The 25,488-nt window shown below is 69.2% G+C and carries 29 protein-coding genes and 1 tRNA gene; 13 read left to right on the top strand and 17 right to left on the bottom strand.

Annotated elements, in window-relative coordinates; translation table 11 throughout:
• Positions 1-5 precede the first annotated feature (5 nt).
• Complete coding sequence (locus tag AC0IWM_RS10145; protein WP_056355282.1) at positions 6-323, bottom strand: helix-turn-helix domain-containing protein; 318 nt, start codon at positions 321-323, stop codon at positions 6-8.
• A gap of 350 nt (positions 324-673) precedes the next feature.
• On the opposite strand from AC0IWM_RS10145, the gene AC0IWM_RS10140 reads away from it, so the two are divergent.
• Positions 674-1,102, top strand: a complete 429-nt coding sequence (locus AC0IWM_RS10140; protein ID WP_056354922.1) for a LexA family protein — start codon at positions 674-676, stop codon at positions 1,100-1,102.
• Positions 1,099-2,388 carry a Y-family DNA polymerase gene (locus AC0IWM_RS10135; protein ID WP_056354919.1) on the top strand — a complete coding sequence of 430 codons (1,290 nt, stop codon included), beginning with the start codon at positions 1,099-1,101 and terminating at the stop codon, positions 2,386-2,388. The genes AC0IWM_RS10140 and AC0IWM_RS10135 overlap by 4 nt, the downstream gene beginning before the upstream one ends.
• A 213-nt stretch (positions 2,389-2,601) precedes the next feature.
• Here the strand turns inward: AC0IWM_RS10135 and AC0IWM_RS10130 are convergent, their stop codons facing one another.
• A complete protein-coding gene (locus AC0IWM_RS10130; protein WP_056354917.1) occupies positions 2,602-3,144 on the bottom strand; it encodes a hypothetical protein in 543 nt (180 codons plus the stop codon).
• 433 nt (positions 3,145-3,577) lie between these two features.
• On the opposite strand from AC0IWM_RS10130, the gene AC0IWM_RS10125 reads away from it, so the two are divergent.
• The 6 genes from AC0IWM_RS10125 to AC0IWM_RS10100 all read left to right on the top strand — a co-directional run bounded on the left by AC0IWM_RS10125 (position 3,578) and on the right by AC0IWM_RS10100 (position 9,947).
• Positions 3,578-3,679: transfer RNA gene (locus AC0IWM_RS10125), tRNA-Leu, on the top strand.
• 89 nt (positions 3,680-3,768) lie between these two features.
• Positions 3,769-3,990 carry a hypothetical protein gene (locus AC0IWM_RS10120; protein WP_471754819.1) on the top strand — a complete coding sequence of 74 codons (222 nt, stop codon included), beginning with the start codon at positions 3,769-3,771 and terminating at the stop codon, positions 3,988-3,990.
• A gap of 173 nt (positions 3,991-4,163) precedes the next feature.
• On the top strand, positions 4,164-6,092 hold the full coding sequence (locus tag AC0IWM_RS10115) for a glycosyltransferase (protein ID WP_471754817.1): 1,929 nt from the start codon (positions 4,164-4,166) through the stop codon (positions 6,090-6,092).
• Positions 6,089-7,198, top strand: a complete 1,110-nt coding sequence (locus AC0IWM_RS10110) for a glycosyltransferase (protein ID WP_471754815.1) — start codon at positions 6,089-6,091, stop codon at positions 7,196-7,198. Before AC0IWM_RS10115 ends, AC0IWM_RS10110 begins: the two co-directional genes overlap by 4 nt.
• Positions 7,199-7,511: 313 nt before the next feature.
• On the top strand, positions 7,512-8,990 hold the full coding sequence (locus AC0IWM_RS10105) for a GumC family protein (RefSeq protein WP_471754813.1): 1,479 nt from the start codon (positions 7,512-7,514) through the stop codon (positions 8,988-8,990).
• Between the two features lie 144 nt (positions 8,991-9,134).
• Positions 9,135-9,947, top strand: coding sequence for a WecB/TagA/CpsF family glycosyltransferase (locus AC0IWM_RS10100; protein WP_471754811.1), 813 nt, complete (start codon positions 9,135-9,137; stop codon positions 9,945-9,947).
• A gap of 14 nt (positions 9,948-9,961) precedes the next feature.
• Here the strand turns inward: AC0IWM_RS10100 and AC0IWM_RS10095 are convergent, their stop codons facing one another.
• The 5 genes from AC0IWM_RS10095 to AC0IWM_RS10075 form a co-directional block, all read right to left on the bottom strand.
• Positions 9,962-10,534, bottom strand: coding sequence for an NUDIX domain-containing protein (locus tag AC0IWM_RS10095; protein WP_471754809.1), 573 nt, complete (start codon positions 10,532-10,534; stop codon positions 9,962-9,964).
• 70 nt (positions 10,535-10,604) lie between these two features.
• Positions 10,605-10,892: a sulfurtransferase TusA family protein gene (locus AC0IWM_RS10090; RefSeq protein ID WP_471754807.1), complete on the bottom strand. Its 288-nt coding sequence runs from the start codon at positions 10,890-10,892 to the stop codon at positions 10,605-10,607.
• A 140-nt stretch (positions 10,893-11,032) separates the two neighbouring features.
• Positions 11,033-11,437 carry a hypothetical protein gene (locus AC0IWM_RS10085; protein WP_463774520.1) on the bottom strand — a complete coding sequence of 135 codons (405 nt, stop codon included), beginning with the start codon at positions 11,435-11,437 and terminating at the stop codon, positions 11,033-11,035.
• Positions 11,438-11,591: 154 nt separating this feature from the next.
• Positions 11,592-12,959, bottom strand: coding sequence for a glutamate--cysteine ligase (locus AC0IWM_RS10080; RefSeq protein WP_471754805.1), 1,368 nt, complete (start codon positions 12,957-12,959; stop codon positions 11,592-11,594).
• A gap of 128 nt (positions 12,960-13,087) precedes the next feature.
• Entirely contained in the window at positions 13,088-13,840 is a 753-nt protein-coding gene (locus tag AC0IWM_RS10075) for a 16S rRNA (uracil(1498)-N(3))-methyltransferase (RefSeq protein WP_471754803.1), read from the bottom strand.
• Positions 13,841-14,124: 284 nt separating this feature from the next.
• On the opposite strand from AC0IWM_RS10075, the gene AC0IWM_RS10070 reads away from it, so the two are divergent.
• Both AC0IWM_RS10070 and ubiA read left to right on the top strand, forming a co-directional pair.
• The gene (locus AC0IWM_RS10070) at positions 14,125-14,592 is read left to right on the top strand and encodes a hypothetical protein (protein ID WP_471754801.1); all 468 of its coding nucleotides are present in this window, start codon (positions 14,125-14,127) and stop codon (positions 14,590-14,592) included.
• A 51-nt stretch (positions 14,593-14,643) separates the two neighbouring features.
• Positions 14,644-15,597, top strand: a complete 954-nt coding sequence (gene ubiA, locus AC0IWM_RS10065; protein WP_471754799.1) for a 4-hydroxybenzoate octaprenyltransferase — start codon at positions 14,644-14,646, stop codon at positions 15,595-15,597.
• Positions 15,598-15,613: 16 nt separating this feature from the next.
• On the opposite strand, the gene AC0IWM_RS10060 is transcribed toward ubiA, so the two are convergent.
• Positions 15,614-16,111 carry a DUF6101 family protein gene (locus AC0IWM_RS10060; RefSeq protein WP_471754797.1) on the bottom strand — a complete coding sequence of 166 codons (498 nt, stop codon included), beginning with the start codon at positions 16,109-16,111 and terminating at the stop codon, positions 15,614-15,616.
• A gap of 316 nt (positions 16,112-16,427) precedes the next feature.
• Here AC0IWM_RS10060 and AC0IWM_RS10055 point away from each other — a divergent pair, with 316 nt between their 5' ends.
• A complete protein-coding gene (locus AC0IWM_RS10055; RefSeq protein WP_471754795.1) occupies positions 16,428-17,255 on the top strand; it encodes a 3'(2'),5'-bisphosphate nucleotidase CysQ in 828 nt (275 codons plus the stop codon).
• Positions 17,256-17,386: 131 nt separating this feature from the next.
• Here the strand turns inward: AC0IWM_RS10055 and AC0IWM_RS10050 are convergent, their stop codons facing one another.
• Together AC0IWM_RS10050 and AC0IWM_RS10045 are read right to left on the bottom strand one after the other, a co-directional pair.
• Entirely contained in the window at positions 17,387-17,617 is a 231-nt protein-coding gene (locus tag AC0IWM_RS10050; protein WP_056477208.1) for a hypothetical protein, read from the bottom strand.
• Between the two features lie 207 nt (positions 17,618-17,824).
• Positions 17,825-18,034, bottom strand: coding sequence for a cold-shock protein (locus AC0IWM_RS10045; RefSeq protein ID WP_026175704.1), 210 nt, complete (start codon positions 18,032-18,034; stop codon positions 17,825-17,827).
• 289 nt (positions 18,035-18,323) lie between these two features.
• Between AC0IWM_RS10045 and AC0IWM_RS10040 the strand changes: the two genes are divergently transcribed.
• Positions 18,324-18,713, top strand: coding sequence for a hypothetical protein (locus AC0IWM_RS10040; RefSeq protein ID WP_056477212.1), 390 nt, complete (start codon positions 18,324-18,326; stop codon positions 18,711-18,713).
• A 6-nt stretch (positions 18,714-18,719) separates the two neighbouring features.
• Here the strand turns inward: AC0IWM_RS10040 and AC0IWM_RS10035 are convergent, their stop codons facing one another.
• Entirely contained in the window at positions 18,720-18,938 is a 219-nt protein-coding gene (locus AC0IWM_RS10035; RefSeq protein ID WP_056477523.1) for a hypothetical protein, read from the bottom strand.
• A gap of 157 nt (positions 18,939-19,095) precedes the next feature.
• Here AC0IWM_RS10035 and AC0IWM_RS10030 point away from each other — a divergent pair, with 157 nt between their 5' ends.
• Positions 19,096-19,671 (top strand): type 1 glutamine amidotransferase domain-containing protein, encoded by a 576-nt coding sequence (locus AC0IWM_RS10030; protein WP_471754793.1) that lies wholly within the window; start codon positions 19,096-19,098, stop codon positions 19,669-19,671.
• Between the two features lie 84 nt (positions 19,672-19,755).
• Here AC0IWM_RS10030 and AC0IWM_RS10025 read toward each other — a convergent pair whose 3' ends face one another.
• The 6 genes from AC0IWM_RS10025 to AC0IWM_RS10000 form a co-directional block, all read right to left on the bottom strand.
• The gene (locus tag AC0IWM_RS10025) at positions 19,756-20,052 is read right to left on the bottom strand and encodes a hypothetical protein (protein ID WP_471754791.1); all 297 of its coding nucleotides are present in this window, start codon (positions 20,050-20,052) and stop codon (positions 19,756-19,758) included.
• Between the two features lie 370 nt (positions 20,053-20,422).
• Positions 20,423-20,593: a hypothetical protein gene (locus tag AC0IWM_RS10020; RefSeq protein ID WP_471754789.1), complete on the bottom strand. Its 171-nt coding sequence runs from the start codon at positions 20,591-20,593 to the stop codon at positions 20,423-20,425.
• Between the two features lie 224 nt (positions 20,594-20,817).
• On the bottom strand, positions 20,818-22,020 hold the full coding sequence (locus tag AC0IWM_RS10015) for a pyridoxal phosphate-dependent aminotransferase (RefSeq protein ID WP_471754787.1): 1,203 nt from the start codon (positions 22,018-22,020) through the stop codon (positions 20,818-20,820).
• Positions 22,021-22,236: 216 nt separating this feature from the next.
• Entirely contained in the window at positions 22,237-23,637 is a 1,401-nt protein-coding gene (cysN, locus tag AC0IWM_RS10010) for a sulfate adenylyltransferase subunit CysN (RefSeq protein WP_471754785.1), read from the bottom strand.
• A 1-nt stretch (position 23,638) separates the two neighbouring features.
• Positions 23,639-24,580: a sulfate adenylyltransferase subunit CysD gene (cysD, locus tag AC0IWM_RS10005; RefSeq protein ID WP_471754783.1), complete on the bottom strand. Its 942-nt coding sequence runs from the start codon at positions 24,578-24,580 to the stop codon at positions 23,639-23,641.
• On the bottom strand, positions 24,577-25,380 hold the full coding sequence (locus AC0IWM_RS10000) for a phosphoadenylyl-sulfate reductase (protein WP_471754781.1): 804 nt from the start codon (positions 25,378-25,380) through the stop codon (positions 24,577-24,579). The genes cysD and AC0IWM_RS10000 overlap by 4 nt, the downstream gene beginning before the upstream one ends.
• Between the last annotated feature and the right edge of the window lie 108 nt (positions 25,381-25,488).

Raw genomic sequence — 25,488 nt, 5'->3', positions numbered from 1 at the left:
CTCCCCTACCCGCCGCTTTTCCTGAACGCGCTGATGATCTGGGTGGCCGTCTCGGGACTGACGCCCGCATCGCGCGCATACTTCGGCAGGGTTCCGGCCAGATAGAAAAGGTACTCCGGCGAGACGTCCAGCGCGGTCGCGAACTGGGTGATGATGTGGTCGGAAGTGGGATTGCGGCGATCCCGCTCGATGTCGTTCAGGTATTGCGCGGAAATGGGCTTGCCGTCCTCCTCCCGCGCGATGCGGGCCGCAAGGTCCTTCTGGCTTATGCCCTTCGCCTTGCGTTGGCTGACGATGTAAGACCCGAAGGTCGCCGGGGTCATGGATGATGCCTTGCCGTTCACGAATACGCTGATTAGCATACCCCCGTTGGAAAGCTTCAGCCAGCGCGCTCGACGTGCGGGTTGGCGCTTAGGTTAAGCGTACCGGTACGTCCCGGGTCGTCGCCCGCTTCGTGTGTCTTCTTTGACACGATGGAGCGGCGCCGAGCCTGCCTGCGTGCGGGGTGGGTCCGTATCACGGGACACGCGCACGGCTCCCTCCGGGTGACGTAGACCGTTCCAGGGTCCGTCCATAGGTTGCCCCCTATTTCCGTCGCCGCAAGCGTGGCCGCTTGTGCGGAACCCGGCCAATGTGTTCTGCTTTTGTTCCGAAGGATTCGCGGAGCGCGGGCATGCAGGTCTACGACGTCGTTATCGGCTTCCCCATGCCGGTCCCCCTCCTGGCGACGCCCGTGCGGGCCGGCTTCCCCAGCCCGGCCGACGATTTCATCGAGGAGGAGATCGACCTCCAGCGCCTGCTGATCGTGAGCCGGCCGGCGACCTTCCTGGTGCGCGTGGCCGGAGACAGCATGCTGCTGGCCCGCCTGCACGACGGGGATCTCGCCGTCGTCGACCGCTCGCTGACCCCGCGCAACGGCGACGTCGTCGTGGTCGACATCGACGGCGAGCGCTCCTTCAAGGTCTGGAAGCGCCAGGGCCCCCGGGTGACCCTGCATTTCGCCAACCCGCGCTTCCCGGAGTTCCGGCTCTCGCCCGACGCCGTCATCGAGGTCTGGGGCGTGGTCTCCAGCTCGGTGAGCCCGAGGCGCCGCTCGGAATGAGCGCCCGGGCCTACGCCCTCTCGGACGGCAACAGCTTCTACTGCTCGTGCGAGCGGGTCTTCGATGCGCGCCTGGCGAAGCTGCCGGTGATCGTGCTGTCGAACAACGACGGCTGCGCCATCGCCCGGACCAACGAGGCCAAGGCGCTCGGCATCGGCATGGGCGAGCCGTGGTTCAAGATCCGCCACATGTGCCGGCAGAAGGGCGTGCGGGTCTACTCCTCGAACTACGCCCTCTACGGCGACATGTCCGCCCGGGTGAACGCCGTCTACCAGGGGTTCTCCCCCCGCATCGAAATCTACTCCATCGACGAGAGTTTTTTGGACATCTCGGATGTGCGCCCTGCCGAGCGGGCGATCCTCTGCCGAGACATGCGCGAGACCGTCAGGGCCTGGACGGGGATCCCCACCTGCGTCGGGATCGGCTCCACGAAGACCCTCGCGAAGCTCGCCAACCACATCGCGAAAAAAAATCCCGCGCTGGGGGGCGTGTGCGACCTGACCGATCCCGAGCAGTACGACCATTGGATCATCCGGGTGCCGGTGGCCGACATCTGGGGGGTGGGCCCGGCGAACGCCCGGCGCCTGGAGGCGCTGGGATGCGACAGCGCCGCGGACGTGCGCGACCTCGACCCGCGCGCCGCCCGCATGGCCATGACTGTCGTGGGCGAGCGCCTTGTGCACGAGCTGCGCGGGACGGCCTGCCTCGACCTGGAGACGTTGGCGGCGACCCGGAAGGGCTGCGCGGTCACCCGGTCCTTCTCGGAACGGGTCGAGGACCGGGCCACCATGGAGCAGGCCGTGGCGACGCATGCGTCCAGGCTCGGCGAGAAGCTCCGGCGCGAAGGGTTGGCGACCAACCACGTCACGGTCTTCTTTCACACCTCGGAGCACGACCGGGGCCGGCCACAGCGCTCGGTCTCGACCGTCGTCACGTTGCCGGAAGCGACCAACGACTCGCTCGCGCTCGTGAAGGCCGCGACCCACGGCGTCCGGAAGACGTGGCGGGACGGGTACCGCTATTCCAAGGCCGGGGTCGTGACGACCGACTTGGCGCCTCTCGTCTCGTCGCAGCGAGCCATGCCCGGCCTAGGACAGATCGACCGCGAGATGGGCGCGGCTCTTATGGAGGCGCTCGACGCCTGCAATCGCCGCTTCGGACGGGGAGCGGTCGTACCAGGCACGGCAGGGTTTGCGCCCAAGCGGGACTGGTCGACAAAGTTCGAGATGCGCTCCCCCCGGTACACGACCCGGCTCGAAGAGCTTCCGGTTGTGGCGGCGGCCTGAGCCGCCCGCATCGCCGTCGAGGCGTCCGCGTCAATGCTCTCATATCCGCTGCAAAGCCTGATTTGACAGGGAACTGCCATCAAATGCCTTCAGCGCTGTCAGATACCCCCGTCCCACTGACAACCTTTGGGTAGCCCAGCAACAGTAGGCCGGAGGGGCTCTCCCATTTGAAACCGGATTAAGACAGAAACGGCGATCCGTCTTAATCTGGTTTCACATGGCGGCATGCCGATCGCACCGGGTCCGCCACCGGCCGTCCCGCCGCATGGTGCCCGGCGCCCCGCAGGCCTCGCAGGTCCGAAGCGCCGCCTCCCTAACCGGTTCCTTGATCCCGTCCATGGCGTCGAACTCCGCATGGACCCAGGCACCGACCGGGTAGAACTTGGCGTCGAGCCCGCCGAACTTCTCCCGGACGAGGGGGACGACGACGCTCATGCCGGCGAGCCGATCGAACAGGGCTTCCAGGATCGGCTGCCAGCCCACGCCGACGGTGACCTCGGCGTCCCGGGCGAGCACCGGGTACCGGGCCTTCAGGTCCTCGACGTTGACCCGCCGCATCAGGATCTCGGCCTCGATCGCGGCGGCCTCCGCCTCCCAGAAGGCCGCCTCCGCCGCGGGCGCGTCCGGATCCCCGGCGGCGGCCAGGTCCCGTGCCCGGCGGCCGAGGCTCCAGACCTCGACGGCGGCGCGGTCCTCGGGGGACAGCCGCGCGAGGCGCTCCTCTCGGGACGGGCGGGCTTCGGTCGTATCAGCCATCTCGGCGCTCCCCCTGCGATCCTGTCCTCCACTAGGGACGCAACCGCGGCGGCCGCCGTGTCAGCCTCCGCCCCGTGCGGGACGACCTGGTGGGCAAGGGCCCTCCCCGTCACCGGGTCGGCCACGATGACGGTCGACCGCTCGGTCCCCACGAGCACGCGCACGGTGAGCTCGACGAGGCGCCCGGATCCGGGGCCGTCCTCGATGGGGTAGAGGTCGGCAACGCGTTCACCGGGGCGGCCGGGACGATCAGGCATGCACCGAACCTCGCGCCGTCGGAGCCCAAGGGCAAGCCCGGGCGGGTGCGGAGGGGCCTTGGCACTGTCACGGCGGCGGTCCACAAACGTTCTCGGGCCACATGTCGGCCACAGGTTTGGTCCCGACGGCCACGGATTGCGGCGCATGAACGTGAATGAACGAATGCGAAACCAGTCGCGGTGTAGAGGGGAAACCGAAACCCCCGCGGGGACGGACACCGAACGTACCCACGTTCGGGACGTGGGGGTCGCAGGTTCAAATCCTGCCACTCCGACCAGTTTGATTTCCCAAGGCTTCGCCTTTTCCCGAGATCCTCAGAGACGATCGCGTCCATCCCCGCTGGCGTATGCTGGCCGGATGTGTCCGATGCCGATGCGCGCGAACGGTCCTTCGGCCGGCATTCTTGTCGGCAAGACCACTTCCATCTTCAGCGTCAGCCACCCGGACCTGCGCGAGCGGGCGACGACCTTCGTGAGGCGGGCCGGATCGATGCTCGCCGAGATCCGGCTTTGCGCTCACGGAAGATTCAACTCTCCACCGCATCCTCGGCCCAACGAGCCCCCGATGGTTTCGGCGGCGCATGCGTGAGCGATGATCGGCGCAGTGTGACGGAACCACCCGACAGCTCCGGCGCGAACCCCGGCACCGTTCGGGCGGCGGACCGCTTCGGACCGCGCGCCCACGGAATCGCCGCGTGGCCGTTCCAACGTGCAGCGTCCGTCCTGCCCGCCCAACCTTTGCCGGGCCGTTCCTGGCCGTGCTTGCGGGTCCTCACGCTCGTCGAGGGCGCCTCCGACGAACTCGCCGCCACCCGCGCCTCCGTCGCGGCCCAAGGCTATCCAAACCTCCGTCATGACCTGATCTCGCGAATCGACGCGACGGCCTCGCTCGCCGCCATCGTCTCGGACGAGGGCTGCGACGGCCTGATCCTGCTCCGCCCGGGCGATCTCCTGGCCCCCGATGCCCTGGCGGCCCTCGCCCTGCAGCGGGTTCTCAGCGGGGCCGATCTGATCGTCGGCCTGCGCGTCGTCTTCGACACCGCCCCCTTCGGCCTCGATGCGCCCGCGGCGGCGCCGGGAAGGCTGATCGATCCCGATCCGCCGGACGGTTCACTGGCCCCCTTCACCGGAGGCGAAGTCCTGCTGGCGCGTGCCTGCGTCCAGCGCGCCGGCGGTCTCGATCCCATGGCCGACCACCCCGTCGCCGCGCTCTGGCCCCGGCTCGTCGGCCAGGACGCGACGCTCGCCCGCGTCGGCCGGCCGATTCTCCTGCAGTACCAGCCCGGCCGGGCCGCACCGCCGATGCCGGCCGGTCTCTCGGTGGCCAGCCTGACCGACAGGGGCAACATCGGCGGAGCCGGCATCGCCCACCGACGCCTGACCGATGCCCTGGTTCTGGCGGGCCATCGCGTCGATGAGCATCGCCTCTCGGCAGAATCGCCGCCGGCCGCGGCGGAGTGGGTCGAGGCGTTTCCACGGACGGAAGAAGCCTTGGTACAGGGCGGCTACGATCTGGTCCTGGCCGGCAATCTCCACGGAGCGACCCGTCGCACCACGATCCTGCATCGCCTCGGACGTGCCGTGCCCGTCGCCGCCATGCTGCACGACCTGTTCCCCGTCACGGGGCGCTGCGCCTCGCCCGATGGATGCCCGATCATCGCGGAGGGTTGCGACGCCCGTTGCCCGACGCCCGATGCCTATCCGCAGCTCGCGTCTCGCCGGATCGCCGAAATCTTCGCGGAAAAGCGGGCGGTCCTGGCCGGTCCCGACGGCCCGGTCCTGCTCGCCGCATCCGAGTGGACCGAGGCGGCAGCGCGTGCCCTGTCACCGCGCGGGACGGCGGTCGCCCGCATCGATCTCGCCTTCCCCACCAGTGTGTTCCGGCTTCAACCGCGCGAAGCTCTGCGCCGCACCCTCGGCCTGCCCCTCGACGAGACCCTCGTCCTGTTCGCTGCGGTCATCGCGGATGCGCCCGGCAAAGGGACGGCCGAACTCACCGAAACCCTTCGCCGGATCGCCCGGCCGGGGCTTCGCTTCGTCGCCGTGGGACGTCTCGATGATCCGGCCTCCCTTGGAATCCCGAACCTGATCGCGGCCGGGTCCATCGTGGACGAGGAGACCTTGGCCGCCTGGTACGGCGCCTGCGATCTCTATGTCACGGCGAGCCGCCAGGAGACGTTCGGCCAGACGCCCGTGGAAGCCGGCCTCTGCGGAACCCCGACCGTCGCTTACCGGGCGACCGGACTGGCGACGGCGGTGATCGACGGGATCTCCGGCCGCCTCGTGGCGACCGAGCCCGGCGCGCTGGAGGCGGCGTTGCTGGACCTGCTCGCGGACGCCCCCGAGCGCCGACGGCTCGGCACCCTCGGGCGGATCGCCCTGGAAAGCCGCAACAGTCCTGCCGCCGCCGCGATGCGCCTGAACGACGTGCTCGTCGCACAGGGCCTGCTGCAACCGTCGACGGTTGCCCGACGCATCCGCTTCGCACCGGAGATGCTGTCCGCCTTCGCCATGGCGCTGGACCGGGCGCCGGGGCGGACGGGCCTGATCCCGAGCGATGCCTCAGGGATCATTCGCTTCGCCCGCCGGGCCAAGCATGCCGTCGTCGGTCGGGACATGCCGCGATGGCTGCGCGGCCTGCTCTACGCGGCGGCCGTGACCCGGACGCGCCTGGGGTGGGACGCCCGATGACCGGCCGCGCGACCGCACCACGGCACATCTACCTCGACCATACGCATCTGCGCCGGCACGTCACCGGGATCGAGCGCGTCGCCCTCGACCTGTTCACGCCCGAGACCCTGTCTCCGCACGCCGTCACCGCGATCCGCGCGAAGGGCATCGCCGGGATGATCGCGGCCCAGCATATCGGCCTGCCGCTGCGTGCCCTGCGAGATCCCTCGGCGCTGTTCGTGTTTCCCGGGTTTCCGCCGAGTCCCCTCGCGGTCCTGCGGCGCCGGCACTGCATCACCTATGTCCACGACACCTTCCTGCTGACGCGGCCGCAGGACCTCAACTGGCGGAGCCGCCTCTACATGGCGCCGAGCTTCGCCTTCGCCCTGCGCTACGGACGCTACTTCCTCGTCAACTCGGTCACCACCGGCGAAGCGGTGCGCGCACTCTGTGCCCGCGAGGCGCTGGTGGCCCTGCTCAGGCCCACCGTTCACGACGTGTTCGGTCTCGCCGACCTGCCACCGCTCCGGATCCACGATCCCGGTGAACCGCTCCGACTCCTCTGCATCGGGACCGTCGAGCCGCGAAAGGACTACCCCGCGTCGATCGCGATCGTCGCGGCCCTGAACGGAATGGGCGTCCAGGCGGAACTCCACCTGGTGGGCCGTGTCGGGTGGGGCGACCACGCCTTCCTGGCTGCGCCGCCGCCCTTCCTGACCCTGCATGGCTACCTGGACGATGGGGCGATCCGCAATCTCGCGGCCCGATGCCACCTCCTCCTCTCGACGTCGAAGGCGGAAGGGCTCGGGCTGCCGCTGCTCGAAGCGCAGCACGGCGGACTCCCCGTCGCGGCACCGCGCGGGCCCGTCTTCTCCGAGGTCCTGGCCGGCTCGGGGCTGCACATCGAACCGTCCGATCCCGACGGGTCCGCGGCCTCGATCCTATCGTGGATTCGTAGTTCCGCCTTCACGGCCGTACCGGGTGCCTCGCGCGTCAACGTCGCACGCTGGAACCGTCTCGCCGCCGGCGACGCGACATGTTTCGCGAGTTTCCTCGCGGTCGGACCGTCCGCCTATGAGGCGGCGCGGGACAGGGTCATGCCACCCCGGAGTGGTGGGCCAGACTGAATCCGGAAGGAGTTGTGCACAGGGAAGCGATCCGAGTCGGCCCGACTACGCAGATCTCAACCTGTCCGTAGGCCTAATCTTTCCAATATCTTTTCGAATCCTGGCCTCTACGGGAACAACGTGGATGTCCGTCTTTGAAACGCCCCCGACCGGAAGCCCGCTGGCACGTGAACTGCGCATGGGACGAGATCGGTGGTGTGCCATGAAGCGTCTGTCCCGCCCTGACACAGATCGAAGCTGAAATGGGACGGGATGCCTCACGGCGGCAAGACAGAACCGCCGGGGGCAGCGACCAGGTCGGGAGACGAGACAGATGTTCGACTTCGGAAGCCCGGTCCACGGTGAGCCGGTGATCATCGAGACGAAGGGCCGAGAGGGTCTCGACGGCGGCTTGATCCTGCGTCGCCTCTGGCGCGGCACGGGCGTGATCCTGCTCGGCGGCTTCGCGGCCGTCGTCCTCGCGGTCTTACTTCTCGGCGCGATGACCCCGACCTACACCGCAGTCACCCAGATCCTCGTCGATCCGGCCGATCTTCCCGTGATCGCCAACGACCTCAGCAATCGCCAGCCTCAGGCCGACAGCGGCGTCTCGATCGCGGAGAGCCAGACGCGGGTGATGCAGTCCGACAACGTCCTGCGGCGCGTGATCGAACGGCTGGACCTGACCCAGGACGACGAGTTCGTCCCCGAACCGTCGACCAACCCGCTGGTCCTGCGCATCAAGGCGCTCCTCGGCATGGACCCGCCGCCGGCGAGCCGCGATCCGGTCAACCTCGCCCTCGACAACCTTCGCCTGAAGCTCGGCGTGCGGCGGGCCGAACGGACCTTCGTCATCGACGTCTACGTCCAGACCAAGGACCCGGAAAAGTCGGCCCGGATCGCCAACGCCATCGCGGATGCCTATTTCGCCGAGGACGCGGCGGCGCGCACCGACGCCGCGCGCCGGGCCTCGGAGGCCCTGACCGGCCGCCTCACGACCCTGCGTCAGGCGGTCGAGGAGGCCGAGCGCAAAGTCCTGCAGTACCGGGTGACGAACAAACTCGTGACCTCGAGCGGGCGCCTCCTCAGCGACCAGCAGCTCAGCGATCTGAACCAGCAACTCGTCACCGCCACCCTGAAGACGGCGGAGGCGAAGGCGCGCCTGGACCAGGCACGCCACATGCGCACCGGCGAGGCCGGGACCGCGCTGCCGGAGATGCTGCAATCCCTCGAGATGCAGAACCTGCGGCAGCAATACGCGACGCTGTCACGCAACACCGCCGAACTCGCGGCCCGGCTCGGCGACCGCCATCCCGCCATGGCCGACCAATACGCCCAGCAGCGCGACCTCCAGCGCCTGATCCAGCGCGAGAAGGAGCGCATCATCGACACCTCGCAGAAGGATTACGACCGCGCCGTCGCCGGCGAGGCCGCCGTTCGCCGGAGTCTGGACCGGGCCAAGACCGAGACGGCCGGAAACGATCGCGCCAATGTCGGCCTGCGCGAGCTCGAGCGGGAGCTCGAGGCACGCCGGTCGATCTACGAGGCCTTCCTTCGCCGGTCGCGTGAGACCAACGAGCAGGAGCGGCTGAACAGCTCCAACGTGCGCGTCATCTCCACGGCGACGCCGCCGCGGACCCGGACCTGGCCGCCCTCCCCGAAGCTGGTGCTGCCCCTCGCGCTGCTGCTCGGCCTCGGCCTCGGTGCGGGTGCCGCCCTCTGGCTCGGAGCCCGTCGCGACCGCCGCGTCGCCCAGCGTCTCCGGCCGAGCGTGTCGACCGGCGCGCGCAGCTTCCGAGCCGTCGATGCCTGACAGCCCCTTCGTTCGCCCCGAGACCTTCGATCGATCTTCCCAAACCGCTCCCGGGCAGACTCCTGCCGAGCCGAAACAGAGCGGCTCCGGGTTTCGAGCTCCGCCTCGCCCGGCTGGCGCGCGACGAGCCACACAGGTGATGACATGAGCCTTCGCTTGTTCGACATCACGTTCACACCCGGAACGGCCGCCGACATCCTCGCGACCTCGGTGCGGCAGCCCGCGACGCGCCCGCGCCTGATCGTCACCGCCAACCTCGACCACATCGTCACGTTGTCGGAGAACGCGGCGTTCCGAAAAGCCTATGACGGCGCCGTCGCCCATACGCTGGACGGCATGCCCCTCGTCTGGATGGCGCGGCTCTGTGGCGGCGCGACGGTGCAGAGGGTGACCGGCCACGACCTCATCGCGGCGGCCTTCGCCGACCCCTGGCCGGCCGGCCGGCAGATCTTTCTCGTCTGCTCCACCGAAGCGGTCGGCTTGCACCTGACCGAACGCCTGGTTTCCGAAGGCGCGCCGAGGGCATCGATCGCCTTCACGGTGCCGCCCTTCGGATTCGAGAACGACGACGCCTACAGCGCGGACCTCTGCGCCGCGGTGCGGACCCACGGCACCACGCTGCTCGTCCTCGGCGTCGGTGCGCCGCGCTCGGAGATCTGGGTCGACCGCCAAGGGACAAGGCTCGGCAGCCCGGTGGTCTTGGCGGTCGGCGAAGCCCTCAACGTCGCGGCCGGGCTGGTACCCCGCGCGCCGGCCCTGATACAGCGCGTCGGCCTCGAATGGTTCTTCCGGTTCTGGCATGCCCCGCACCGGCTATTCCGCCGCTACTTCGTGCGCTCCTGGGGCCTGTTCGGCATCGTCCTGCGCCGGTCCCTGGGCCGGAAAACCCGACCGCGCCCGCATCCGACCCCGCCCCGCCCCGCCTCGAACGCACGGCGTGCGCCCGACACCCCCTGAGGCCTTCGCACCGGTCAGGCTGTGGCGAACAGGTGCGGGTGGCGCACCCGGAGGGCGAGGATCAGTGCCAGGGTCTTGATGTCGGTGACCTCGCCCCGATCCGTCATGGCCGCGAGTTCACCGAGGGGCATCTCCCGGACGGTGATGTCCTCGTGCTCCCCGATCAGGCCGCCGCCGGGTCCGACCCGGTCATGTGCCTCGTAGGGGGCGAGGAACAGGTCCATCTGCTCGGTCGAGATCCCGGGCATGCTCCAGCCGCAGGCGACGGCTTCGAGGGCGCCGAGGCGGACCCCGGTCTCCTCGTAGGCCTCGCGGCGCGCCCCGTCCTCGGGCTCCGATTCGTCGAGAAGGCCGGCCGGAGCCTCGAGCACGGACGTGACCCCGGCGGCATAGAATGCCGGCGTCCGAAACTGCTCGACCAGCAGGGCGACCCGGCGCGTCGGATCGTAGGGCAGTACCGCGGCGGCCCGTCCGTGATCCTCGATCTCGCGCGCCAGGCGTGTGCCGTCGGCCATCGTCACTTCCGCGACGAGAAACCGGCTCCAGCCGTCATGCACGATCCGGGTGCCGCGGATAATCGGCGCCATACTGCTCTCCCCCGTCGGATCGCCGAGACAGCGGCGACCGGATGTGCGGCCCTAACAGGGGGTTGGCGCATCAATGAGGCGTGGAGCGCGTGTTTTCGGCAACGGTTCCCGGGATTGTGAGGCTTCTGCGGATCGTTAAGATCAGGCGGTCGGGACCGCGCTCCTGTCCGACGAGGATGTCGCCCATTTCGCGCACGAGGTGCGGAATGTCGATCACCGCCATCGGATCGGTGCAGGTCACGACCAGGACCTGGCCGGGCGACATCCGGCGAAGGGCCTTGCGGGTCCGCAGGGCCGGCAAGGGGCACTTCAATCCGGTGAGATCGAGATGCGTCGTCTCGCTGTCCGTCTCGGTCATCGGCGTCGCATCCCACTGCGCGGCATCGTCCCGGACCGATGACCTACCACGCCGAAACGAAAATTCCCGCCGACGGATTCGACCGTCGACGGGAATTCGGAAGGTGGACCCGGGCGCGCCGGCGCCCGGGATCCGCGACCTCAGTAGCCGTAGCCGTAGGCCGGGTAGCCGTACCCGTAACCGTAGGACGGGGCCGCGTAGTACCCGTAGGCGGGTGCGCCGTAGCCATAGCCGTAACCCGTGCCCACGTAGCCGCGATCGTAGTAGCCGTAGCGCGGGGCCTGGCTGGCCGCGATGGCGCCGCCGATGATGCCGAGGGCCGCACCGGCCGCGAGTGCACCGCCGACGCCGGGGCCGCGACGGTAGCCACCGTAATAGCCGCGGCCGTAGCCGCCGCGATAGCGGACGGTCTCGACGGTCGCGCCGCCGCCGACCTGAGCGGCGCTGAGCGCCGGCATCGGTGCGGCCTGAGCGGCCGTGAAGGAACCGGCCGAGAGACCGATGGCGGTGGTGCCCGCGAGGGCGAGGGACAAGATGCGCGACATGCGAGCGTTCTCCGTCACAGGATGAAACATCCCAGGAAACGGCAAAGTTGGCGATCCGTTCCAGAATCGCCACAGCCAAGCTCCGATCGCGCGTGACTTCGAGCACATCTGGATGCCGGAAGCAGGCCTTTGCCCGCTTCGCGAAGCGGGTCGCTCAGAAGACGCATTCGGTGAAGGCCGGCTCCACGGAGCGCTGCCAGCGGCCCTCGTAATCGACGAGGCGTTCCTCGGCGAGGGAGCGCCCGGCGGCGACGATGGCCTCAAGGGGCTGGAGGAAGTGGGTCTCGTCGCGGCCCTGTCCGTCCCGGCGCGCCCTGGCGACGAGGCCTGCGCGGGCGATCGTCAGCGCCTCGGCCGCCACGGCCCCGAGGGGCCGGCCGGCGATGCGGGCGGCAAGGCCGAGGCGCGGAACGGTGGCCCGCAGGCCCTCGCGGTCGCAGGCGTTCCAGCCCTTGGCGATGTCCCAGGCCGCGGCCTGCGAGGCCTGGTCGTAGAGCAGTCCGACCCAGAAGGCGGCCTGCGCGGCGATCATCGCCGGGCCACCGACGTCCGATCCGCGCATCTCGATGAACCGCTTCAGGCGGACCTCCGGGAAGGCGGTCGAGGCGTGGTTGGCCCAGTCGGACACCGTGGCGCGCTCGCCCGGCAGCGCCGTGAGGCGGCCGGCCATCAGGTCGCGGAACGAGGCCCCGGAGACGTCGTGGTAGGTCTCGCCGCGCTTGACGAAGTACATCGGCATGTCGAGCAGCCAGTCGACGTAGGATTCATAGCCGAAGCCGTCCTCGAAGGCGCGCGGCAGCATGCCGGTGCGATCGGCGTCGGTGTCGCGCCAGATCTCGGACCGGCGCGAGAGGAAGCCGTTGGGGCGGCCGTCGGTGAAGGGCGAGTTGGCGAAGAGCGCGGTGGCCACCGGCTGCAGCGCTAGGGCGACGCGCATCTTGGCGACCATGTCGGCCTCGGAGGCGAAATCGAGGTTCACCTGCACCGTTGCGGTGCGCAGCATCATGTCGAGTCCGAGGTGACCCACCTTCGGCATGTAGCCCGCCATAATCTTATAGCGGCTCTTCGGCATGACGGGGGTCTCCTCCCGTGTCCATTTCGGGCTCATGCCGAGATCGAGGAAACCGATGCCGAGCCCATCCGCCACGCGGGCCGTCGCATCGAGATGCGCGCGCAGTTCGGCCGCGGTCGCATGCACGTCGGCGAGGGGCGCACCGGAGAGTTCGAACTGCCCGCCCGGCTCCAGGGAGATCGCGCCGCCCTCGGCGCCGGCGAGGCCGATGAGATGACCGGCATCCTCGATCGCCTCCCATCCCGTCTCACGGCCGAGCCCCTCGAGGAGGGCTCGAATTCCGTTCGGGCCCTCGTACGGGACCGGCCGGTTGCCATCGCGGTAGAACGGCACCTTCTCGTGCTCGGTCCCGATGGCGAAGCGCGCACGCGGCTTCTCGCCCTCCGCGAACCAGGCGATGAGCTCGTCCCGCGTGGTCAGGGGCGTCGTGTCGGACGTGTCGCGCGCCATGCGCTGCCTCTTCAGGAAGGTCGTTCAAAGGAGAGGCGCACCGGACCGCAGCGGCGTGGCCCCTTAAGTCGGGTCAACGCGCCTCATAGGCCAGGGGACCCGCGCGAACAACGCGGGCTTGCCCCGCCTCAGCGGGCGTCACCGAGCACCGCCTGCACGAGGGCCAGCACCGCCACCGCGGCCGTGTCCGCGCGCAGGATGCGCGGTCCGAGGGAGAGGGCCACCGTGTTCGGGCGCTCCAGGATCAGGGCCCGTTCCTCGGGTGCGAAGCCGCCCTCGGGTCCCACCAGCACCGCGAGGGGCGGGGCGGCAGCCGGGTCCGCCGCCCGACGCAGGGCGAAGACAGGGTCGGCGACCGATGCATCCTCGTCGCAGAACACCAGCAGGCGCAAGGGGTTGAGCTCGGCCAGCGCCACCGGGAGCTTCGTGGCCTCCTGGATCTCGGGCACGTCGAGGATGCCGCATTGCTCGGCCGCCTCGATGGCGTTGGCCCGCATGCGCTCGAGGTTCAGCCGTTCGCCCTGGGTGTAGCGGGTGAAGACCGGCCGGAGGGTGCCGGCCCCCATCTCCACGGCTTTCTGCGCCATGTAATCCAGGCGCGCCGACTTCAAGGGCGCGAACAGGTAGTGGAGATCCGCGCGCTCCGGCTGCAGGCGTGTGCGCTCGCGCACGACGAGGTCGGCGCTCTTGCGCCCGGTCGGCGCGATCTCGGCTCGCCACTCGCCGTCGCGTCCGTTGAACAGGAGGACCGGGTCAGCGGGTCCACGCCGCAGGACGTTGAGGAGATAGTTCGCCTGCGCTCGGTCGAGGGGCAGGCTGGCGCCGACGGCCAGGTCTGCCTCGACGAAGAGGCGCGGAGCGGTGAAATCGTAAGCGGCCATGCCCGGGTGGTCGCGTGGGGTGCCCCGGCTGTCAACGGCACGTTCCTCAACCGTCGCGCCTGATGCAAAACCGCAACAAGCGGCAACATTGCGCCGCAAATCCACCTCCGAATGCGGCCCGGCGTTTGCGGCTTGAAAGGCGCCACATTCCTATGCCGAAACGAGGCCAGGACCAGCATGCGCCGGACTTCCAGCGCATCGCGGCACGAATCAAGCCATTCCGCATCCGGTCGCCGGGCTCAACCGCATCGGATCGAGGATGGAGGGAGAAAGGATCTCAGGGCATGTCGTTCAAGACCAATGCGGCGCTCGCCGTCGCCATCGCCAGCACGGCGCTCTTCAGCGGCCAGGCCTTTGCGCAGGCCCCTGAATGCGGCGAGATCCAGCAGACCCTCCAGGCCCGCAAGGACCTGATCGGCAAGGCGAACGCCGCCTCGAACTCGAAGAAGAAGATGACCCCGGCCGAGGCCTGTACCCTGTTCGGCAAGCTCCAGGCCAACGGCACCGCCGGCCTGAAGTGGATCACCGCCAACAAGGAGTGGTGCTCGATCCCGGATTCCTTCGCGGAAGGCTTCAAGGCCGACCACGTCAAGGTGTCGGGCATCAAGACCAAGGTCTGCGGCGTCGCCGCTCAGGCCTCGAAGATGGAAGCCCAGGCCCGTGCCCAGGCCCAGAACGGTGGCGGCGGCGGCGGCCTGCTCGGTGGCCCCGGCCTGACCGGCAGCCTGAAGATGCCGCAGGGCGCCCTCTGATCCTGTGCTGAACCAATCACGGACGGGTCGGTTCATCGCGCCTGCGGGTTCATGGGCGGCGTGAGTTCCCCGCACGCCGATCGCCGCGTCGCCGATGCGGTCGCGGGCCATTGGGTCGATCGGATCGCGCCTCGCTGGGCGCGCCCCTACCTGCGCCTCGCCCGCATCGACCGCCCCATCGGCTGGTGGCTGCTGCTGCTGCCCTGCTGGTGGTCGGCCTCGCTCGCGGCCATCCGGTCCGGCGCCGCCTTCCCCGATCCGGTCCACCTCGCCCTGTTCTTCGTCGGCGCCGTCGCCATGCGGGGCGCGGGCTCGACCTACAACGACATCGCCGACCGCGACCTCGATGCTCAGGTGGAGCGCACGCGCTCGCGCCCCCTGCCCTCGGGGCAGATCCGGGCGCGCCACGCCGCCGTCTTCCTGGTGGCGCAGGCGCTGGTCGGCCTCGCGGTGCTTCTGCAGTTCAACGGGATCGCCATCGCGATCGGCATCGCCTCCCTGGTGCCGGTGGCGATCTATCCCTTCATGAAGCGCGTCATGCCGGTACCGCAGGCGGTCCTCGGTCTCGCCTTCGCGTGGGGCGCGCTGATGGGCTGGGTGGCGGTGTTCGCGCGTCTCGATGCGCCGGCCCTGCTGCTCTACGCGGGCACCATTGCCTGGGTGATCGGATACGACACGATCTACGCGGTGCAGGACATCGAGGACGACGAGATCGCCGGCATCCGCTCCTCGGCCCGCTTCTTCGGGCGCCGGATGCGGGGGGCGATCGGCCTGTGCTACGGCGCCAGCGTCGCCTTCGTCGGGCTGGCCGCGTTCCTGGCGGGCGCCGGCCCCGTGGGCCTCCTCGGCGTCGCCCTGTTCGGCGCCCATCTCGGGCGACAGGTGCTGCACCTCGACACGCGGGACGGGCGCGGCGCCCTCACGCTTTTCCGCTCCAACCGGGAGGCGGGCCTGATCCTGTTCCTGGGCCTCGCAGCGGATGCCGCCGTGAAGCATATCCTTTAGAGCCGTCGACCCGAATTCAGCAGCGGGCGCCGGAAATGATCTCGCTCTCGCCGCGATGGATCAGGGGGCGGACGGGCAGCGCGCCGGTCTTGCGACGGACGAGGAAGCGCGGGCGGCGGCCGTTGAGCAGGCCGTGCCGACGGCGGGTCCGGGTCCGGCCCAAGGCCACCGGACCGAGCTGGTTCGAGACGCTGGCGAGTTCGCCGTCCTCCTTGACGATCATCCGCGGCAGGCCCGACTTTGCGGAGACGTCGCGCCAGTGAGCCACCACCTCGTCCTCGCAGAACGGCCCGAGTCGGGCGACGACCCGACCGGCGGCATCGACGAGGAGGAGATCGAAGCGATCTTCGCCGCAGGCATCCGAGTCGTCCTCGGCGAAGGCCAGGGCCACGCCGGCAGGGCGGGTGGCGCCCGTTCGGGCGATCACCGGAAGGAGCGACACCGTGAGAGCCGGGACAGCGCCGCCAAAGGTGGCATCCGCCGACATGTCGTTCATGTTCGCGAAAGTGTTCATGGCTCGTACACCCTGTTGGCGCTGGCAACCTCTATGGGCTGCCCGTCTATGACAAGCAGATTTGCGTCTAACCTCCTCAGACCAGCTTAAGAGTGAGCGTTAAGCGAGTATGGACAAGGGTGAAGCGCGCGGAATGCTCAACGCTTCCTTGCTTCGTTCGACAAGATTTGCCCGTATCGACATCTGCGCCGCTCTGCTTGTGGCGGCCCGCCCGGCACCCTACAACGAAGGCAGCGCCGCCCTCCAGGTATCCGTGCCGGGGCGAAGGGCTCTTCAACAGGTGCCCAGCCAGACCTCCAGAGCCGTATGGAGACGCATGTCCGACCCGATCGCCCCGGAATCCGCGCTCGCCCTCGTTCCCGCCCTGCGCGAGACGATCCGCGAAGCGGCCGCCCTCGCCCTGCCGTTCTACAAGGTGGGCGGACAGACCGGGGCACGGGTCTGGTCGAAGGCCGGCGGCTCTCCGGTGACCGAGGCCGACGTGGCGGTGGATACGTTCCTGAAGGTGCGCCTCAGCGCCATGCTGCCGCGGGCGGCGTGGCTCTCCGAGGAGACCAGCGACAACCCGATCCGCCTCGATGCCGGCCTCGTCTGGATCGTCGATCCCATCGACGGGACGCGCGCCTTCATGTCCGGCCATCCCGACTGGTCGATCGCGGTGGCCTTGCTGTCCGCGGGGCAGCCGATCCTCGGCTTCGTCCATGCGCCCGTGACCGACACTTTCTACGAGGCCGTGGCCGGTGCGGGCGCCACCCGCAACGGCGAGACCATCACCGTCTCCGGCCAGGGGGCCGTCGAGGGTGCGCGGGTCACGGGCCCGAAGCCGATGATGGACCGTCTCTCCCGAGGCGCCGGCGCGAACGGGCAGCCGGCCGACCTCGTCACCGTCGAGCGCGTGCCCTCCCTCGCCCTGCGCGTCGTGCGGGTGGCCGAGGGCTCCATCGATATCGGTCTCGTCTCGCCCCATGCGCGAGACTGGGACCTGGCCGGTGCCGACCTGATCCTGCGCGAGGCGGGCGGTACGGTCAGCGACCTGCAGGGACGGCCGACGACCTACAATCGACCCGACCCCGTGCACGGCGAGTTGGTGGCGGTCTCGCAGGGCCTGCGCGACGACGTCGTCGCCGCGATGGCGCCCTGCTGAGGGCAGGCCCGACCACGGCTTGCGCACCCAGGACACAGAAAAGCCCGACACCTGGGCGCCGGGCTCGACCTTGACGTCGGTTGGATGGTGAAACGAGCGCTCCGCCCCGACAGGATCAGGGCGGCGTTGGATCAGTGATGCTCGCGCAGGGCGATCGCCTCTGGGGCCATGCCGAACCGCTCGGCCAGATGCCAGCGCAGCTCGCGCGGCGAATGGTAGTTGTAGGAGGTGTCGATGAGGTGGCTGAGGTCGACGGTCTTGGCTTCCTGAGCCATGGTCTGCTTCAGATGACCCACCTTGAAGGTCGCCGCATCGGTGACGGGCGAACGGACGCCGCGGCGTCGGGTGTATTCAAACAACATATTTTTCTTGTGTGCTTTCAATAACGTGCAGTTTTGCGTGCAATGTCTCGGACGCGTCGGAATCAGGGAACCGCGAGCGTCGTTGGTGTTGCGGGAGATGCCGGAGCCTCGACCCATTCTCCCCAGAAGGGCGTCGGTCGCCGGCGGCGGAGGCTTCGTGGGAAGCCGTTCGGGGTGACGCCAGCCCGGAGGCTGGCGCCGAGAGCGTCAGGCCGCCTGGAGGTTGCCAGCCGAGTCCTTGCCGCTGCGCTTGTCGGTCTGGATCTCGTAGGAGACCTTCTGACCTTCGATGAGGTTGCGCATGCCAGCGCGCTCGACTGCGGAGATGTGCACAAACACATCCTTGCCGCCGTCGTCAGGCTGAATGAAGCCGTAGCCCTTGGTCTCGTTGAACCACTTTACAGTGCCGGTATTCACGAAATAGATCCTCGTATCGTTCGTCGATCAACAGCCTGCGTCTGCTCGACGCAAGCGGCGGATCCTCTTCGGTAGGCCTGACGGAATCAGCAGGACGTGAGACGCTTGCGGTACAAGATCCCAGCTCACCGATACCCGCTATCCACCATGTAGTCCGATCATGCGGCGGCAACAAGGCATCCTACCCGACCGAAGCGAGGGCGCGGCAGCGCGTCCGCGACGGGACACCCAGTGTCATTTGCCTGGCCGACCGCATATAAGAGTTCCCGAGCAAGCGGTTAGGCGATTCATGGCGGGCATTTCGGTTTCCCTCGAAGGGGCGAACATTCAGCTTTCATTTCAAAAGGACGATCAGGCCACGGCGGTGGTGATGGATGCGCGAGCGGCCCGCGCCCTCGTGCGCGCAGTGGGCCAGTTGCTCACCGCCATCGACGAACCCGACGATTCCGACCTTCCGGACGACCTCACCGACGAAGAGATCGCGATGCTGGACGTCACGTCTTCGGCGATCGAGGTCGGAACCGACGAGAAGGGCCAGGCCGTCGTGGCGTTACAGGCCGGCGCCCTGCCGCCGTTTCAGCTTCGCCTGACGGACGAAGAGGCCCGTCATGTGGCGACGAGCCTCTCCGAGATCCTGAGCGCGCCGCGCGACGTGCGTGCGTCGCACGGCGACCACTGAGGTTCACTACATGCGTATGCCGGGATCGGTCGGGCCGCCCGGCAGGTAGTCCGGCTCCGAGCCCGGACCGGCCGGCTCGTCGATTCCCGGGTCGTTGACCGGATAGGGCGTGCGCGGACCCGTCGGCCCGATATCCGGCTGCTCGTCCGGCGGGGGCGGCATCGGCAGATCGCCGGGAATTCCACCCGGCAGCGGCTCCGGGATCGGCAGGCCGGGATTGGCCATCTCCTGGTTGGCCATGCGAAGCCTCCTGTCTGTCTGAGGGATGTGCGGACCAACACGGCCGAGCGTGGCCGGGTTCCCCGCCCGGAGGGCGCGCGCGGGGAACCGGCGTCCCGCCGCTCCTGTTCAGTGCCATACCCTCGGAATTCCGGAGAATCTCATGTCTGACATCAGGCAGGCCAAGGTCTTGATCGTCGCCACCGACGGCTTCGAAGAGACCGAACTCACCGTCCCGCAGAACAGGCTCAGGCAGGCCGGCGCCACCGTCCACGTAGCGGCGCCGCAGTCGCGCGCGGCAAAGGAGTCCATTCGCGGCTGGGACCGGACCGATTGGGGCAAGAACGTCGCCGTCGACAAGGATCTCGAGTCGATCTCACCGCAGGATTACGACGCCCTCATCCTCCCCGGCGGCCAGATCAACCCTGACAAGCTGCGCCTCGAACCCAAGGCTCTCGAGGTGATCCGAAGCTTCCTGGAATCCGGCAAGGTGGTGGCCGCGATCTGCCACGCCCCCTGGCTCCTGATCGAGGTGGGCGCGGCGAAGGGGCGGCGGATGACCTCGTTCGCGTCGATCAAGACGGACGTCATCAACGCGGGTGCGGATTGGAAGGACGAGCCGGTCGTCACCGACCGGGGTCTCATCACGAGCCGAAATCCCGGCGATCTCGACGCCTTCTGCGCCAAGATCATCGAGGAGGTTCGGGAAGGCAACCACGGCGGCCGCGTGGCCGCCTGATCGACGGGCGGATCCGAACGCCGAGGAGCGCGCGCCCGAAGTCCGGGCGTGCGACGTTGCGGCGGTCGTGCCGCGCAGGGAGGATCAGCGCTTGACGGCCGTCTTCTGGACCTTGGCCTTCTCGGGCGACGCGCCGGCGAAGAGCTCCGAGAGATGGCGCTGGTCCAGGGTCTTGGCAAAATCGGGCGTCGGCTCGGCGAGCACGGCGGGCTCGGCCCGACGCGGCGTGATCGATCCGGTGGTGATGGGGTCGGCGAGGTCCGCCTGGGCGCGGACCGAGGGGGTTGGCTCGCGCTGCAGGCGCAAGGTCCAGTGAGCGGCGGTGGAGAGCGCGGCGACCGCGAGGATCGCCTTGATGCCACCCGTCAGGAGGCGTCTCATGGTGGTCAGGCCCGAAACTACGCAGTGGCACGCGACCGGTTCCCCGGCCGGCTCCTACACTTGCCCAGGATCGTTAACGACCGTGATCGGGATACCGCTCCGCCTCCGTCCCGCGATGGGACGCGGCCGTCGAGGTGGGCCATGCGCCAAGGCAGCGGTTCCTGTTCCCCGCGTCCGTGACACGCCTGTCGCAACCCGGCCCACTAGGCCTCACAGGAGCCACGCAGAGAACTGGTCCGCACGGTCCCGTCACGACAAGCCCCGCCACCATGCCAAGCCCGAGAGGGTTCGCGAAACCATCGGGCGCCTCGGCAGCAGGGACCGCCGATGTAGGCGGCGCAGGCTGAGCCGGCAACCGGCATCGTCCGCGTCATGACGGCTGCGACGATCCGCACGCCGCCGCGCAGGCCCGCAGGGCGGCCACCTCCCCTGCCTCGTCCGGGCCCGACCAACGGGCGTCGAGATCCGCCGCGCCGGCGGGCGGGACGATGGTGAACAGGAGGTCGACCCGCATCAGGCCGGCGGCGTCGCTATCGGTCATGCCGGCGGCGAGGGCACGAGCCCGGGTCGCCGGGCTGCGGTCGTCGAGGATGGTCAGGACCTCGGCACCGTTCTCGGTGAGGCGGGCCGTTCCCCATCGCCCCGGCCGCCGGGATGGCGATCGTCGTCATGAGCACGAGCCTCCCGAAACGCGAACGACCGCGCCGCGGCTCTCGGCCGGGGCGCGGTCGCTCGAGGGACGCAAGGGTTGCGCCCGGCGCGGCTTCAGCTCAAGGAGCCGCAGAAGCGCTGGATGCGGGTGCAGGCCTCTTCGAGGGCGGCGTTGGAGGTGGCGTAGGAGATGCGCAGGTTGGGGCCGAGGCCGAAGGCCGAGCCGTGGACGGCGGCGACGCCCTCGGCCTGGAGCAGCTCGACCACGAAGTCCTCGTCGGTCGCGATGGTCTTGCCGGCCGGGGTCTTGCGCCCGATGGTCTCCGCGCAGGACGGATAGACGTAGAAGGCGCCCTCGGGCGTCGGGCACTTCAGGCCCTTGGTCTGGTTCAGCATCGACACGACGAGGTCGCGCCGGGTGTGGAAGGCCGCGCGGAACTCGGCGAGGTGCGCCTGCGTCCCCTCCAGGGCGGCGACCGCGGCCCATTGCGAGATCGTCGAGGCGCCGGAAGTCTGCTGGCCCTGGACGAAGTCCATCGCCTTGATCAGGTGCTCGGGGCCGGCGGCGTAGCCGATGCGCCAGCCGGTCATCGCGTAGGCCTTGGAGACGCCGTTCATCGTCAGCGTGCGCTCGTAGAGGCCGGGCTCGATCTGGGCCGGGGTGACGAATTCGAAGTCGCCGTAGGTCAGGTGCTCGTACATGTCGTCGGTGAGCACCCAGACCTGCGGGTGGCGCATCAGCACGTCGGTGATCTTCTTGAGCTCGTCGCGGGCATAGGCCGCGCCGGAAGGGTTCGACGGCGAGTTGAGGATGATCCACTTGGTCTTGGGCGTGATCACCCGCTCGAGCTCCTCGGGCTGGAGCTTGAAGTCATGCGCCATGTCGGTCTCGGCGAAGACCGGGGTGCCGCCGCACAGCACCACCATCTCGGGGTAGGAGACCCAGTAGGGACGCGGGATCACCACCTCGTCGCCGGGATTCAGGGTCGCGAGGAGCGCGTTGTAGATGACGTGCTTGCCGCCGGTGCCGACAATGGTCTGGGACGGCTTGTAGTCGAGGCCGTTCTCGCGCTTGAACTTCTTCGCGATGGCCTCGCGCAGCGGCACGATGCCGGAGACCGGCGGATACTTGGTCTCGCCGCGCCGGATCGCCTCGATGGCCGCATCCTTGATGTGCTGGGGCGTGTCGAAATCCGGCTCTCCCACGGAGAGGCTGATCACGTCCATGCCCTGCGCTTTCAGCTCGCGCGCCTTCTGCGTCATCGCGATGGTCGCGGACGGCTTCACGCGGGACAAGGCGTCGGCCAGAAAGCCCATGGGTGGTCACTCCCGTATATTTACGAAGGTCGGATCGAGCGGCGCGGACCCTAGTCGCGCCGCCGCGCACGGGCAAGGGAGACCTTCCGTTGCTGCAGCGATACCCTCTGCGGTCCGGCGACCACCTGAGGCGAACGCAAACCGCCGCGGCTCCAGGGGAAGCCGCGGCGGCAAGGCCGTCGATGGTGGTGTCTATCCGGGCGCCGTCGGGCCGGGTCAGATCCCGCCGAAGACCCAGCGCAGCTTCGACAGGAAGCCGCCGCCGGAGCGATTCTCGCGCACCTCCGCGGGCTCGTCCTTGACCGTGGCCGCCGCGGCATCGGCCTGGATCAGGCCGAGGGCCGCCGTGTCGGTGGTCTCGCGGTCGATCAGGATGAAGCCGCCGGTGTCGCGGTTCTGCGTATAGGCATCCACCGCCACGGCCCGGTCGAGCGTCAGGGTGACGTCGGCGATGTCGTTGGCGGTGAGGCGCGCGGCCGGCTCGGGATTGCCGGTCTCGGGATCGATCCGGGTCCGGATCGTGGACACGACGGCGTTCACCGTCACGGTCCCGATCTTGGCGAGCAGGGTGGCGCCGGGCAGCAATTCGGTCTCGGCCGCCCAGAACAGGCGGGCATCCAGGCTGTCCGTCACCCGCATCGGCGCGTCGGCGGTGACGATGACCGAGCCGCGCGAGGCGTCGATCTCGTCGGCCAGCACCAGGGTCACCGACTGGCCCTCCACCGCGTGGGGCAGATCGCCGTCGGCGGTGAAGATCCGGGCGATCCTGGAGGTCCGGCCCGAGGGCTCGACGATCACGGCGTCGCCGGGGGCCACGCGCCCGCTGGCGATCAGGCCGGCAAAACCCCGGAAATCCGAGTTCGGCCGGTTCACCCACTGCACCGCCATGCGGAACGGGGCGGCCTGCTCCTCGACGCGAACCGGGACCTCTTCGAGGTACTGGAGCAGCGGCGTGCCGGTGTACCAGGGGGCGGCGGCGCCCGGCAGCACGACGTTGTCGCCGTTCTTGGCCGAGAGCGGGATCGCCCGGACCTCGGTGAAGCCGAGGGGCGTGGCGAAGTCCTTGAACGCCGCCAGGAGTTCCTCGAAGCGGGTCTCGGACCAGCCGACGAGGTCCATCTTGTTCACCGCAAGGGCCACGCGCCGGATGCCCAGCAGCGAGACGAGGAGCGCATGGCGCCGGGTCTGCCGGGTCAGGCCCTGGCGGGCATCCACCAGGATCACCGCCACGTCCGCCGTGGAGGCGCCCGTGGCCATGTTGCGGGTGTACTGCTCGTGGCCGGGGGTGTCGGCGACGATGAAGGAGCGCCTGTCCGTGGAGAAGAAGCGATAGGCGACGTCGATGGTGATGCCCTGCTCGCGCTCGGCCTGGAGGCCGTCGACCAGGAGCGCCAGGTCGATCTCGGCGCCCTGCGTGCCGTGCTTGCGCGAGTCGCGCTGCAGCGCCGTGACCTGATCGTCGAAGATCTGCTTGGTGTCGTGCAGCAGGCGGCCGATCAGCGTCGACTTGCCGTCGTCGACGGAGCCGCAGGTGATGAAGCGCAGGACTTCCTTGTTCTGGTGGGCGGACAGGAAGGCGTCGTAGCCGAAGGTTTCGGGTGACTGATGGATCGTCATCTTAGAAATACCCCTCCTGCTTCTTGCGCTCCATGGCGCCCGCGCCGTCCTTGTCGATGACCCGGCCCTGGCGCTCCGAGGTGCGGGCGGCCAGAGTCTCGCCGATGATCTCCGGCAGGGTCGCGGCGTCGCTCTCGACGGCCCCGGTCAGGGGATAGTCGCCCAGTGTCCGGAAGCGGACCGTCAGCTCCTGGGGCGTCTCGCCCGGGTTGAGGGGGAAGCGGTCGTCGTCGACCATGATGAGCTGGCCGTCACGCTCCACCACCGGACGCGGCTTGGCGAAGTAGAGCGGCACGATCGGGATCTGCTCCTGCTCGATGTAGAGCCAGACGTCGAGCTCGGTCCAATTCGAGAGCGGGAACACGCGCAGCGACTCACCGCGCTTCTTCTTCATGTTGTAGAGGTGCCAGGGCTCGGCACGCTGGCGCTTCGGGTCCCAGCGGTGCTGCGCCGTGCGCAGGGAGACGATGCGCTCCTTGGCTCGGCTCGCCTCCTCGTCGCGCCGGGCACCGCCGAAGGCCGCGTCGAACTTGTGCTTGTCGAGGGCCTGGCGCAGCGCCTGGGTCTTCATGACGTCGGTGTGCACTTCCGAGCCGTGGCTCACCGGGCCGATGCCGCGGGCGAGACCGTCCTGGTTGGTGTGCACGATGAGGTCGAGGCCGAGCTCCTTCGCGCGCCGATCGCGGAAGGCGATCATCTCCTTGAACTTCCAGGTGGTGTCGATGTGCATCAGCGGGAACGGCAGGCGCCCGGGCGCGAAGGCCTTCAGCGCCAGGTGCAGCAGCACCGACGAATCCTTGCCGATGGAATAGAGCATCACCGGGTTCTCGGTCTCGGCGACCGTCTCCCGCATGATGTGGATGCTCTCGGCTTCCAGGCGCTGAAGGTGGGTGAGCCGCTCGGACCGGCTCGCCGCATGGGTGGTGAGGGGTGCGGCGCTCATCGGGCCATCTCCAGGGTGTTGGCGTGTCGGGTCGTCTCGAAGGCGGCCGCTTCCTGGCCGGGCGCGACGGTCTCGTGCAGGTCCGAGGTTTGGACGTGCAGGCCGCATTCCTTCTTGGAGGCCTGCTCCCACCACCAGCGGCCGGCGCGCTCGTCCTCGCCGACCCGGATCGCCCGGGTGCAGGGCGCGCAGCCGATCGACGGGAAGCCGCGGTCGTGCAGCACGTTGTAGGGAACGTAGTTTTCCAGGACGAAGCGCTCGACGTCGGCGCGGGACCAATCCGCCAGCGGGTTGATCTTGATCAGCCCGCGCGCCGCGTCGGCCTCGGCCAGCGGCGTGTCGGCGCGGTTGGCCGACTGCCCGGCCCGCAGGCCCGTGAGCCAGCCGGCGGCCCCCGCGAGGGCACGTCCCAGCGGCTCGACCTTGCGGAAGCCGCAGCAGGCCTGGCGCGCGGCGACCGAATGACGGAACCCGTTGATACCGGACTCGGCCACGAAGCGCTCCTCGGCCTCGCGCTCCGGCGCATAGGCGCGGATGCGGATGCCGTAGGCGGACTCGGTCTCCGTCCAGGTGTCGTAGGTCTCGGGGTAGAGGCGGCCCGTATCGAGGGTGACGATCTCGGTCCGGCCCTTGTGCATCGCCACCGCGTGGGTGAGCGCCTGATCCTCGATGCCGAGGCTGGTGGTGAAGACCAGGCGACCCGGCACGGCCGCCTCGATATGCGCGATGCGGCCCTTGAGGTCGAGGCCGGCCATTGCGGAGGCCAGGTCCCGCGCCGTCTTATCCAGTTGAGAGGTCATGGGAGACTTTGTGAAGTGGCTTGTCTGGACCCTGAAATGTTCGCTATAACGAACGCTGTCAAGGCATGGCGGCCATCCGCGCGGGGCAATCCCCATCCGCGAACACTG

It is taken from the genome of Methylobacterium sp. AC433 (assembly GCF_979253015.1).
This window is presented reverse-complemented; position numbering and strand designations above follow the sequence as displayed.

Bases quoted from the DNA above. Each gene is read 5' to 3' on its own strand.
- AC0IWM_RS10145 (WP_056355282.1), bottom strand. From the start codon at position 323: ATGACCCCGGCGACCTTCGGGTCTTACATCGTCAGCCAACGCAAGGCG.
- AC0IWM_RS10140 (WP_056354922.1), top strand. From the start codon at position 674: ATGCAGGTCTACGACGTCGTTATCGGCTTCCCCATGCCGGTCCCCCTC.
- AC0IWM_RS10135 (WP_056354919.1), top strand. From the start codon at position 1,099: ATGAGCGCCCGGGCCTACGCCCTCTCGGACGGCAACAGCTTCTACTGC.
- AC0IWM_RS10130 (WP_056354917.1), bottom strand. From the start codon at position 3,144: ATGGCTGATACGACCGAAGCCCGCCCGTCCCGAGAGGAGCGCCTCGCG.
- AC0IWM_RS10120 (WP_471754819.1), top strand. From the start codon at position 3,769: ATGCCGATGCGCGCGAACGGTCCTTCGGCCGGCATTCTTGTCGGCAAG.
- AC0IWM_RS10110 (WP_471754815.1), top strand. From the start codon at position 6,089: ATGACCGGCCGCGCGACCGCACCACGGCACATCTACCTCGACCATACG.
- AC0IWM_RS10105 (WP_471754813.1), top strand. From the start codon at position 7,512: ATGTTCGACTTCGGAAGCCCGGTCCACGGTGAGCCGGTGATCATCGAG.
- AC0IWM_RS10100 (WP_471754811.1), top strand. From the start codon at position 9,135: ATGAGCCTTCGCTTGTTCGACATCACGTTCACACCCGGAACGGCCGCC.
- AC0IWM_RS10095 (WP_471754809.1), bottom strand. From the start codon at position 10,534: ATGGCGCCGATTATCCGCGGCACCCGGATCGTGCATGACGGCTGGAGC.
- AC0IWM_RS10090 (WP_471754807.1), bottom strand. From the start codon at position 10,892: ATGACCGAGACGGACAGCGAGACGACGCATCTCGATCTCACCGGATTG.
- AC0IWM_RS10085 (WP_463774520.1), bottom strand. From the start codon at position 11,437: ATGTCGCGCATCTTGTCCCTCGCCCTCGCGGGCACCACCGCCATCGGT.
- AC0IWM_RS10080 (WP_471754805.1), bottom strand. From the start codon at position 12,959: ATGGCGCGCGACACGTCCGACACGACGCCCCTGACCACGCGGGACGAG.
- AC0IWM_RS10075 (WP_471754803.1), bottom strand. From the start codon at position 13,840: ATGGCCGCTTACGATTTCACCGCTCCGCGCCTCTTCGTCGAGGCAGAC.
- AC0IWM_RS10070 (WP_471754801.1), top strand. From the start codon at position 14,125: ATGTCGTTCAAGACCAATGCGGCGCTCGCCGTCGCCATCGCCAGCACG.
- ubiA (WP_471754799.1), top strand. From the start codon at position 14,644: ATGGGCGGCGTGAGTTCCCCGCACGCCGATCGCCGCGTCGCCGATGCG.
- AC0IWM_RS10060 (WP_471754797.1), bottom strand. From the start codon at position 16,111: ATGAACACTTTCGCGAACATGAACGACATGTCGGCGGATGCCACCTTT.
- AC0IWM_RS10055 (WP_471754795.1), top strand. From the start codon at position 16,428: ATGTCCGACCCGATCGCCCCGGAATCCGCGCTCGCCCTCGTTCCCGCC.
- AC0IWM_RS10050 (WP_056477208.1), bottom strand. From the start codon at position 17,617: ATGTTGTTTGAATACACCCGACGCCGCGGCGTCCGTTCGCCCGTCACC.
- AC0IWM_RS10040 (WP_056477212.1), top strand. From the start codon at position 18,324: ATGGCGGGCATTTCGGTTTCCCTCGAAGGGGCGAACATTCAGCTTTCA.
- AC0IWM_RS10035 (WP_056477523.1), bottom strand. From the start codon at position 18,938: ATGGCCAATCCCGGCCTGCCGATCCCGGAGCCGCTGCCGGGTGGAATT.
- AC0IWM_RS10030 (WP_471754793.1), top strand. From the start codon at position 19,096: ATGTCTGACATCAGGCAGGCCAAGGTCTTGATCGTCGCCACCGACGGC.
- AC0IWM_RS10025 (WP_471754791.1), bottom strand. From the start codon at position 20,052: ATGAGACGCCTCCTGACGGGTGGCATCAAGGCGATCCTCGCGGTCGCC.
- AC0IWM_RS10020 (WP_471754789.1), bottom strand. From the start codon at position 20,593: ATGACCGATAGCGACGCCGCCGGCCTGATGCGGGTCGACCTCCTGTTC.
- AC0IWM_RS10015 (WP_471754787.1), bottom strand. From the start codon at position 22,020: ATGGGCTTTCTGGCCGACGCCTTGTCCCGCGTGAAGCCGTCCGCGACC.
- cysN (WP_471754785.1), bottom strand. From the start codon at position 23,637: ATGACGATCCATCAGTCACCCGAAACCTTCGGCTACGACGCCTTCCTG.
- cysD (WP_471754783.1), bottom strand. From the start codon at position 24,580: ATGAGCGCCGCACCCCTCACCACCCATGCGGCGAGCCGGTCCGAGCGG.
- AC0IWM_RS10000 (WP_471754781.1), bottom strand. From the start codon at position 25,380: ATGACCTCTCAACTGGATAAGACGGCGCGGGACCTGGCCTCCGCAATG.